The organism is Pseudomonas citrullilanati (assembly GCF_030580855.1).
GTDB classification, from domain to species: Bacteria; Pseudomonadota; Gammaproteobacteria; order Pseudomonadales; family Pseudomonadaceae; genus Aquipseudomonas; species Aquipseudomonas citrulli.
In genome coordinates this window covers 20074-30018 of sequence record NZ_JAUQOP010000054.1, presented here as the reverse complement: position 1 = coordinate 30018, position 9945 = coordinate 20074, and the positions used below count along the sequence as shown (strand labels likewise).

The 9945-nt window shown below is 66.2% G+C and carries 6 protein-coding genes; 4 read left to right on the top strand and 2 right to left on the bottom strand.

Translation table 11 applies throughout. The features are described from left to right. Positions 1–535: 535 nt before the first annotated feature. Positions 536–1312, bottom strand: coding sequence for a TatD family hydrolase (locus tag Q6A48_RS23685; protein WP_304556828.1), 777 nt, complete (start codon positions 1310–1312; stop codon positions 536–538). A 3-nt stretch (positions 1313–1315) separates the two neighbouring features. Beyond that, positions 1316–2311: a catabolite repressor/activator gene (gene cra, locus Q6A48_RS23680; protein WP_304556827.1), complete on the bottom strand. Its 996-nt coding sequence runs from the start codon at positions 2309–2311 to the stop codon at positions 1316–1318. A 288-nt stretch (positions 2312–2599) separates the two neighbouring features. Here cra and ptsP point away from each other — a divergent pair, with 288 nt between their 5' ends. From ptsP to Q6A48_RS23660, 4 genes are all read left to right on the top strand, one after another. After that, positions 2600–5464 carry a phosphoenolpyruvate--protein phosphotransferase gene (ptsP, locus tag Q6A48_RS23675; protein WP_304556825.1) on the top strand — a complete coding sequence of 955 codons (2865 nt, stop codon included), beginning with the start codon at positions 2600–2602 and terminating at the stop codon, positions 5462–5464. Continuing rightward, a complete protein-coding gene (gene pfkB, locus Q6A48_RS23670; protein ID WP_304556824.1) occupies positions 5464–6405 on the top strand; it encodes a 1-phosphofructokinase in 942 nt (313 codons plus the stop codon). The genes ptsP and pfkB overlap by 1 nt, the downstream gene beginning before the upstream one ends. A gap of 14 nt (positions 6406–6419) precedes the next feature. Then, positions 6420–8162 carry a PTS fructose-like transporter subunit IIB gene (locus Q6A48_RS23665; protein ID WP_304556822.1) on the top strand — a complete coding sequence of 581 codons (1743 nt, stop codon included), beginning with the start codon at positions 6420–6422 and terminating at the stop codon, positions 8160–8162. Positions 8163–8355: 193 nt separating this feature from the next. Next, positions 8356–9897, top strand: a complete 1542-nt coding sequence (locus tag Q6A48_RS23660) for an alkaline phosphatase D family protein (RefSeq protein ID WP_304556821.1) — start codon at positions 8356–8358, stop codon at positions 9895–9897. Positions 9898–9945 lie beyond the last annotated feature (48 nt).

Below are 9945 nucleotides of genomic sequence, written 5' to 3'. Positions count from 1 at the left end.
AATGTGATCTTTGGTCCGGTGATCCTAGGCCACGTCAACGCCAGGGACGCTAAAAACGGCTATGTTTCAATCAAAGTGTCACCTATGTGAATGCACTTTTTTGTAACCCATGTGGTTGTCCCGTACACGCCCCACCACTCGGCACCTCGCCTGCGGCTCGGTGTGCCCTCACTCCGGTCTTGCTCCGCGGGCCCGCCGCGAAGGGCCATCCATGGCCCAGCGCGGCTAACCCGGCATCCATGCCGGGTTGCCCACTGCGCAAGACCTGCGTTCGGCCAGCGTGGTTAATGGGGCGGTTAGATCAAGATCAAGATCAAGATCAAAAGCAAGGCGGCCTGGCGCCGACTTGATTCTCGCGGCCATCCCCAAACCCCCCTGTGGGAGCGAGCCTGCTCGCGAAGGCGGCTGCCAGCCAACCTGGCTCTTGCGGCCTCCCCAAATCCTTTGTGGGAGCGAGCTTGCTCGCGATAGCGGTATATCAGTCAACAAAGGCTGCTGCCTGATTCACCGCCCGAGCAAGTCCACCCCTAAGGTTCTACCAGTTGAACAATTCGCGGGCGTTGGCGGTGCTGGCCTCGGCCAGTCGTTCAGGCGTTACCGCCATGATCCCGGCCAGCGCTTCGCATATCGCTGGCAGGTGCGCCGGGCTGTTGCGTTGGCCGGGGTACATGGCCGGGGCCATGTCGGGTGAGTCGGTTTCCAGTACGACCGCGTCCAGTGGTAGTTTGGCCAGTACCCGGTGCATGCGCAGGGCCTGGGGCCAGGTTGCGGCGCCGCCGAGGCCGAGTTTGAAGCCGAGCTTGATGTACTCGCGGGCTTCTTCGTAGCTGCCGGCGAAGGCGTGGATGATCCCTGCGCGTGGGTTGGCGAGGCGCTTGAGTGTGGCGATCGCGGCGGCGTGGCTGCGGCGTACGTGGATCAGCGCCGGCCGTTCGAACTCCGCCGCCAGCGCCAGTTGGGCTTCGAACAGCGTCTGCTGGCGCTCGCGGTCCAGTTCGGGGAGGTAGTAGTCCAGGCCGATTTCGCCCACGGCACACAGTTGTCGATGCCCGGCGAGGCGGGTCAGCCAGTCGCGCAGGTGCAGGACATCCTCGGCGCCATGCTGTTGGAGGTACACCGGGTGCAGGCCCAGGGCGGCGTGCAGGTCGGGATCGCTTTGCACCAGGTCCCAGACCCGCTGCCAGTTGTCCCGATACACCCCCAGCACCACCATTTGCCGGACGCCCAACGCACGACTCGCGGCCAGCAGGGCCGGGCGGTCGGCGTCGAAGTCGGGGAAGTCGAGGTGGGTGTGGGTGTCGATCAGTTGCATGCCTCAGCCCTGGTGGATGCGTTGCTTGAACGTCCGCGCGATGGCCTGCACGCCGGGTTGGTAGTCATTGTTCTCGATGGCTGCCAGCGCCAGTTCCAGGGCTTTTTCGGCGATCAGCTGGTGCTGCTGGGACATGGCGTTGACCGGTAGCGGCAGGAAGTCCAGCAATTGCGTGTCGCCAAACGTGCCCAGGCGTAGCGGACGCGATTTCAGCGGGAAATCGTGCAGAGCGTCGAACACGCCTTGTAGCAGCACGTAGGAGGTGGTGATCAGCGCGTCGGGCAAGTGGCCCAGGCGGGCGAGCATTTCATCCATCAATTGGCGCCCGCATTCGCGGCTGAAGGACTCGCCGTGTTCGATCAGCACCTGGCCGTCGAACCCGGCCAACGCGTCGCGAAAACCCGCGGTCCGTTCCTGGCTGATGCTCAGTTCCGGGCGGGCGCTGATGAGGGCGATCTGCCGCGGGTTCGTCTCCAGCAGGCTGCGGGTCAGGTGCAGGCTGGCCTGGCGGTCATCGCTGATCACCGAGCAGAACCGGGTCGGCTCCATCACCCGGTCGATGGCGATGATCGGAATGCCCTTGGCCTGCAATTGCTGGTAGCTGTCGTCGCCGGCCGGCAGGCAGCTGGCGACGATCAGGGCATCGCAGCGCCGGGCGCGGAACAGTTGCAACAATTGCCGTTCACTGTCGGGCGCGTCATCGGAGCTGGCGATCAGCAACTGGTAGCCGCGGGCCCGGGCACCTTGTTCGAGCAACTTGGCGATGCGCGCGTAACTGGGGTTCTCAAGGTCTGGCAGGATGAAGCCCAGGGTGCGCGTATGCCGGCTGCGCAGCCCGGCGGCCTGGGGGTTTGGCGTGAAGCCATGTTCTTCGACCACCGCACGCACCCGCTCGACGGTCGCGTGGCTGATGCGCTGCTGCTCGGCCTTGCCGTTGATGACATAGCTGGCGGTGGTCACGGACACACCGGCCAACTGGGCGATATCACTGAGTTTCAACCGGTTTTTCCTTGTTTTTTCGAGTTTGACCCGACCATGAGGGCCATCCTACCCGATTCGTGCCGAAGGTCACTGCCCGGTGGCGGACGACAAGTTGCACTTCAACGACGGGAGATTATCGAGTAACGTGCCAATCTTTCTAGATTAAACGTTTCAGCAAGCGTATTTTCAAGGCTAGCATGATTTTTGGCCGCACTGCCGCGATACCGCCAAAAGCTGTCCTGCAGCGCTAAGCTGATTCATTCAAAACAATACCTGGCGCCAACCGGACGCCAAAAAGGAGAAGGCATGCTCGAGCTCACTCTAGAGCAGATATCCATGGCCCAGACGGCGGTGGATAAAGACGCTGCGTTGCAATTGCTCGCTGACAAACTGGTGGCCGATGGCCTGGTGGCTGACGGCTACCTCGCCGGCTTGCAGGCTCGTGAAGCCCAGGGCTCGACCTTTCTTGGCCAAGGTATCGCCATTCCCCATGGCACCCCGCAAACCCGCGACCTGGTCTATTCCACCGGTGTGCGCCTGCTGCAATTCCCGGAAGGCGTGGATTGGGGCGATGGGCAGATTGTCTACCTGGCCATCGGTATCGCGGCCAAGTCCGACGAGCATCTGCGCCTCCTGCAATTGCTGACCCGTGCCCTTGGCGAGACGGACCTGGGCCAGGCCTTGCGCCGTGCCGGGTCTGCCGAAGCGTTGCTCAAGCTGCTGCAAGGCGCGCCCCAGGAGCTGGCGCTGGACGCGCAGATGATCGGCCTGGGGGTGTCGGCTGACGATTTCGAAGAACTGGTGTGGCGCGGTGCCCGCCTGCTGCGCCAGGCCGATTGCGTGAGCAACGGCTTTGCCGGTGTGTTGCAGCAGGTCGAGGCGCTGCCCCTGGGCGATGGCCTGTGGTGGCTGCACAGCGAGCAGACGGTCAAGCGCCCGGGCCTGGCTTTCGTCACCCCGGACAAGCCGATCCGCTACCTCGGCCAGCCATTGAGCGGCCTGTTCTGTCTCGCCAGCCTCGGCGAGGCCCACCAGACGTTGCTGGAGCGGCTCTGTGCGCTGCTGATCGAAGGTCGCGGCCACGAACTGGGCCGCGCCACCAGCAGTCGCAAGGTGCTGGAAGTGCTCGGCGGCGAACTGCCCGCCGACTGGCCCAGCGCGCGCATCGGCCTGGCCAATGCCCATGGCTTGCACGCGCGCCCGGCGAAGGTCCTCGCCCAGTTGGCGAAAAGCTTTGATGGCGAGATCCGCGTGCGCATCGCCGACGGCCAGGACAGTGCCGTGTCGGTCAAGAGCCTGAGCAAGTTGCTGAGCCTGGGTGCCCGGCGCGGCCAGGTCCTGGAATTCGTCGCCGAGCCGAGCATCGCCGCCGACGCGTTGCCAGCCTTGCTGGCGGCTGTCGAAGAGGGCCTCGGCGAGGATGTCGAGCCGCTGCCGCCAACGGTAACGCCTGAGCAAAGCCCGATGGCCGACGTCGCGACCGTGGTGCTGGCCCCCGAAGCCGGAAGCTTGATCCAGGCGGTGCCTGCGGCGCCGGGGATCGCCATCGGCCCGGCCCACATCCAGGTGCTGCAAGCCATCGACTACCCGCTGCGCGGCGAGTCGGCGGCCATCGAGCGCGAACGCCTGCAAAACGCCTTGGCCCAGGTGCGCCGCGACATCGAAGGCCTGATCGAGCGGGCCAAGGCCAAGGCCATTCGCGAGATCTTCATCACCCACCAGGAAATGCTCGACGACCCGGAACTGACCGACGAAGTCGACACCCGCTTGAAGCTGGGTGAGAGTGCGCAAGCCGCCTGGATGGGGGTGATCGAAGCCGCCGCGAAGGAGCAGGAAGCCTTGCAGGATGCCTTGCTCGCCGAGCGCGCCGCCGACCTGCGTGATGTTGGCCGCCGGGTGTTGGCGCAACTGTGTGGTGTGCAGACCCCGGACGAGCCTGAGCAACCCTACATCCTGGTGATGGACGAAGTCGGTCCGTCCGACGTGGCGCGCCTGGACCCGAGCCGGGTGGCCGGGATCCTGACCGCCCGCGGCGGTGCCACGGCCCACAGCGCCATCGTCGCCCGGGCCCTTGGCATTCCAGCGCTGGTGGGGGCTGGCGAGGCGGTGTTGCTGCTGGCACCGGGCACGTCCCTGCTGCTGGACGGCCAGCGCGGACGCCTGCACGTGGAACCCGATGCCGATACCCTGCAACGGGCCAGGGCAGAACGCGATACCCGCGAGCAGCGCCTCAAGCTGGCCGCCGAGCAGCGCCACCAACCGGCGCTGACCCGCGACGGCCACGCCGTGGAAGTGTTCGCCAATATCGGTGAGAGCGCCGGTGTCGGCAGCGCGGTGGAGCAGGGTGCCGAAGGCATTGGCCTGTTGCGCACCGAACTGATTTTCATGGCCCACACCCAGGCGCCGGACGAAGCGACCCAGGAAGTCGAATACCGCAAGGTCCTCGATGGCCTGGCCGGTCGCCCGCTGGTGGTGCGCACCCTCGATGTCGGCGGCGACAAGCCGCTGCCGTACTGGCCGATCGCGAAGGAAGAAAACCCGTTCCTCGGCGTGCGCGGCATTCGCCTGACGTTGCAGCGCCCGCAGGTCATGGAAGCGCAACTGCGCGCCTTGCTGCGTTCGGCCGACAACCGGCCGTTGCGGATCATGTTCCCGATGGTGGGCAGTGTCGATGAATGGCGCCAGGCCCGGGCGATGACCGAGCGCCTGCGCCGGGAAATCCCGGTGGCGGACCTGCAACTGGGGATCATGATCGAAGTGCCGTCCGCCGCCTTGCTGGCGCCGGTGCTGGCCAAGGAAGTCGATTTCTTCAGCGTCGGCACCAACGACCTGACCCAATACACCCTGGCCATCGACCGCGGTCACCCGACCCTGTCGGCCCAGGCCGATGGCCTGCACCCGGCGGTGCTGCAATTGATCGACATCACCGTGCGCGCCGCCCATGCCCAGGGCAAGTGGGTCGGCGTGTGCGGCGAGCTGGCGGCCGATCCGCTGGCGGTGCCGGTACTGGTGGGGCTGGGGGTGGATGAGTTGAGCGTTTCGGCCCGCAGCATCGCCGAGGTCAAGGCACGCGTGCGCGAACTGAGCCTGGCGCGTGTTCAAACCCTGGCCCAGGAGGCCTTGGCCGTGGGCAGCGCCGATGACGTGCGCGCATTAGTGGAGGCGCTGTAATGGCGAAGATTCTTACCCTGACCCTCAACCCGGCGCTCGACCTCACGGTGGAACTGGCGCGCCTGGAACCGGGCCAGGTCAACCGCAGCGATGGCATGCACACCCATGCCGCCGGCAAGGGCGTGAACGTCGCCCAGGTGCTGGCCGATCTCGGCCACACGCTGACGGTCAGCGGCTTTCTCGGCCAGGACAACGCCCAGGCGTTCGAGACGCTGTTCGCCCAGCGCGGGTTCGCCGACGCGTTTATCCGCGTGCCGGGCGAAACCCGCAGCAACATCAAGCTGGCCGAGCAGGACGGCCGCATCACCGACCTGAACGGTCCGGGGCCGGTGGTGGATGCCGCCGCGCAGCAAGCATTGCTCGACCGCCTGGAACGGATTGCCCCCGGGCATGACGCGGTGGTGGTGGCCGGCAGTCTGCCCCGTGGTGTCAGCCCGCAGTGGTTGCAGGCGTTGATCACCCGCTTGAAAGCACTCGGCCTGAACGTTGCCCTCGACACCAGTGGCGAAGCCTTGCGCGTCGCCCTCACGGCGGGTCCGTGGCTGATCAAGCCGAACACCGAGGAGCTGGCCGATGCGCTGGGTTGCGAGGTGGTGAGCGAACAGGCCCAGGCTCGAGCGGCGCAGCACCTGCATGCCCAGGGCATCGACCATGTGGTGATTTCCCACGGTGCCGACGGCGTGAACTGGTTCAGCGTCGGTTCGGCCCTGCATGCCACGCCACCCAAGGTCAGCGTCGCCAGCACGGTGGGCGCCGGGGACTCGCTGCTGGCCGGCATGCTGCACGGCCTGCTGGGCGCGCAAGCCCCGGAGCAGACCCTGCGCACGGCCACCGCCATCGCTGCCATGGCGGTTACGCAGATCGGTTTTGGCATTCGCGACACCGCGTTGCTGGCGTCGCTTGAACAGGGTGTGCGCGTGCGCCCCCTGACCGAACAATAAGAGGGTTCGCGAGAATGAAATTAGCCATTGTGACGGCCTGCCCGAACGGCATGGTCACCAGTGTGTTGTGCGCCCGCCTGCTGGACGCGGCGGCGCAACGCCAGGGGTGGAGCACCAGCGTCGAAGTGCATGACGCGGCCCATCCGGAACGCCAGTTGTCGGCGGCGACCCTCGAAGCGGCCGAATGGGTCTTGCTGGTGGCCAGCGGCCCGGTGGACCTGGCCCGGTTCGTTGGCAAGCGGGTGTTTCGCAGCACGCCGGCCCTGGCCCTCCAGGACGTTGATGCGGTGCTGCGTCGCGGCGCCGAAGAGGCCCAGGTGCTGGGCGAGGCCGAGGTGTTCGCGCAAGCGCCGGCGACTTCGACCGAGCACGCGCCGCGCCTGGTGGCGATCACGGCTTGCCCGACCGGCGTCGCCCACACCTTCATGGCCGCCGAAGCCTTGCAGCAGGCCGCGGCACGCTTGGGTTACGACCTGCAAATCGAAACCCAGGGCTCGGTCGGCGCGCGCAACCCGTTGAGCCCGGAGGCCATCGCCGAGGCCGATGTGGTCCTGCTCGCCACCGACATCGAAGTCGCCACCGAGCGTTTCGCCGGCAAGAAGATCTACCGGTGCGGCACCGGCATCGCCCTCAAGCAAGCCGAAGCCACGCTGAAAAAAGCCCTGGCCGAAGGCCGCCAGGAAAGCGTGTCGAGTGGCACCGCAGGCCCGGCCAAGCCGGAGAAGACCGGGGTCTACAAGCACCTGCTGACGGGCGTGTCGTTCATGCTGCCCATGGTGGTGGCGGGCGGTTTGCTGATCGCGTTGTCGTTCGTGTTCGGCATCACCGCGTTCAAGGAACCCGGCACGTTGGCCGCGGCCCTGATGCAGATTGGCGGCGACACGGCGTTCAAGTTGATGGTGCCGTTGCTGGCCGGCTACATCGCCTATTCCATCGCCGACCGTCCGGGCCTGGCGCCCGGCATGATCGGCGGGATGCTGGCCAGTACCCTGGGCGCCGGTTTCATCGGCGGGATCATCGCCGGTTTCCTGGCCGGCTATGCGGCCCAGGCGATCAACCGCTACGCGCGCCTGCCCCAGAGCCTGGAAGCGCTCAAGCCGATCCTGATCATCCCGCTGCTGGCGAGCCTGTTCACTGGCCTGGTGATGATCTATGTGGTCGGCAAGCCGGTGGCGGGCATGCTCGAAGGCTTGACCCATTTCCTGGACAGCATGGGCACCACCAACGCCATCCTGTTGGGCGTGCTGCTGGGGGCGATGATGTGCGTCGATCTCGGCGGGCCGATCAACAAGGCCGCCTATGCGTTTTCGGTCGGCCTGTTGGCGTCGCAAAGCTATGCGCCAATGGCCGCGACCATGGCCGCCGGGATGGTGCCGCCGATCGGCCTGGGCATCGCCACCTTCATCGCCCGCCGCAAGTTCGCCCAGACCGAGCGCGAGGCCGGCAAGGCGGCGCTGGTGCTGGGGCTGTGCTTCATCTCCGAAGGCGCGATCCCGTTCGCCGCCAAGGACCCGCTGCGGGTGATCCCGGCCAGCATCGCCGGCGGTGCGTTGACCGGTGCGTTGTCGATGTACTTCGGCTGCAAGCTCATGGCGCCCCACGGTGGGCTGTTCGTGATGCTGATCCCCAACGCCATCAACCACGCGCTGTTGTACCTGCTGGCCATCGTCGCGGGCAGCCTGGTGACCGGCGTGGCGTATGCGTTGCTCAAGCGCCCGGAAGCGGTGGAGATGGCGCTGGAGCCGGCGAAGGCCTGACCAACCCTGTTCTCCCCTGTGGGAGCGAGCTTGCTCGCGATAGCGGTGCACCAGTCGACGAATAGGTCGCCTGACACTCTGCCATCGCGAGCAAGCTCGCTCCCACAGTGGTTTTTTTGGGGGGGGTGCAAAGTTTCTGTCACACCCACTTCATAGAGCCATGCTTAAGTCTTCCCATTTACGGGAGAACACCATGAGCGAATTCGACCTGGACCGTCGTCGTGTGATGCAGGCCGTGGGGGCGGGGTTGTTGTTGCCGGGGCTGGCGCCGGTGGTGATGGCGTCGGTCAAGGATCGCCCGGTGTTGACCGATGGCGTGCAGTCCGGCGACTTGCAGGGCGACCGGGCGATGATCTGGAGCCGCAGCGACCGCCCGGCGCGGATGGTGGTGGAGTGGGACACGCGCAGCCATTTCCGCAATCCGCGACGCGTGGTTTCGCCGCTGGCCGACCGTCGCAGCGACTTCACCGCCCGGGTCGAGCTCACCGGCTTGCCGCCCGACCAGGCGATTTTCTACCGGGTGCGCTTCGAAGATGCCCAGAGCAGCGTCGCCAGCGAGCCCTGGTTCGGCCACCTGCGCAGCGTGCCGCGGTTCAAGCGCAACATTCGCTTCGTCTGGAGCGGCGACACCGTCGGCCAGGGCTTCGGCATCAACCCGGACATCGGCGGCATGCGCATCTACGAAGCCATGCGCTTGCGCCTGCCGGACTTCTTCATCCACAGCGGCGACACCATCTACGCCGACGGTCCGGTCCCGGCGCAGCTCACCACCGAAGGCGGCCGCGTCTGGCGCAACCTCACCACCGAAGCCAAGAGCAAGGTCGCCGAGACCCTGGACGAATATCGCGGCAACTACCGCTACAACCTGATGGACGAAAACCTGCGGCGCTTCAACGCCGAGGTGCCGCAGATCTGGCAATGGGACGACCACGAAGTCGTCAACAACTGGTCGCCGGGCAAGCAATTGGACGAGCGCTACCAGACCAAGGATATCCACACCCTGGTGGCACGTGCGCGGCAGGCCTGGCTGGAATACGCGCCGATGCGCCTGCACAAGGCCGATGGCGGCGGGCGGATCTATCGCAAGCTCGGCTACGGGCCGATGCTGGACGTGTTCGTGCTCGACATGCGCAGCTACCGCGAAGCCAACGACGCCAACCTCGGCGCGGCCAAGCCGTTTCTCGGTCGCGAGCAGTTGAACTGGCTCAAGCGCGAATTGAAGCAGTCCCGGGCCCAATGGAAGGTCATCGCCGCCGACATGCCCATCGGCCTCGGCGTACCCGATGGCGAAGTCAGCCCTGGCGTGCCGCGCTGGGAAGCGGTCGCCAACGGTGACCCGGGGCCGGCCCAGGGCCGTGAAGTGGAAATCGCCGAACTGCTCGGCTACCTGCGCAAGCATCAGGTGCGCAATTACGTGTGGCTCACCGCCGATGTCCACTATTGCGCGGCCCATCACTATCACCCGGAACAAGCCGCGTTCCAGGATTTCGAGCCGTTCTGGGAATTCGTCGCCGGGCCGTTGAACGCCGGCAGCTTCGGCCCCAATGCCCTGGACAAGACCTTCGGCCCCGAGGTGGTGTTCCAGAAGGCGCCCCCGGCCCAGAACACCTCGCCGTTTGCCGGCTACCAGTTCTTTGGCGAAGTGAACATCGATGGGCAGAGCGGGGCGATGAGCGTGGTGCTGCGCGACCTCGAAGGGGTGGCGGTGTTCGAGAAGAAGTTGGAGCCGGTGTGACTGTCAGTCGCGCCAGGAGACTCGGTGGGAGCGAAGCTTGCTCGCGAT

Coding starts and splice junctions, on each gene's coding strand:
- Q6A48_RS23685 (WP_304556828.1), bottom strand. CDS start 1,312: ATGCAACTGATCGACACCCACACCCACCTCGACTTCCCCGACTTCGAC.
- ptsP (WP_304556825.1), top strand. CDS start 2,600: ATGCTCGAGCTCACTCTAGAGCAGATATCCATGGCCCAGACGGCGGTG.
- pfkB (WP_304556824.1), top strand. CDS start 5,464: ATGGCGAAGATTCTTACCCTGACCCTCAACCCGGCGCTCGACCTCACG.
- Q6A48_RS23665 (WP_304556822.1), top strand. CDS start 6,420: ATGAAATTAGCCATTGTGACGGCCTGCCCGAACGGCATGGTCACCAGT.
- Q6A48_RS23660 (WP_304556821.1), top strand. CDS start 8,356: ATGAGCGAATTCGACCTGGACCGTCGTCGTGTGATGCAGGCCGTGGGG.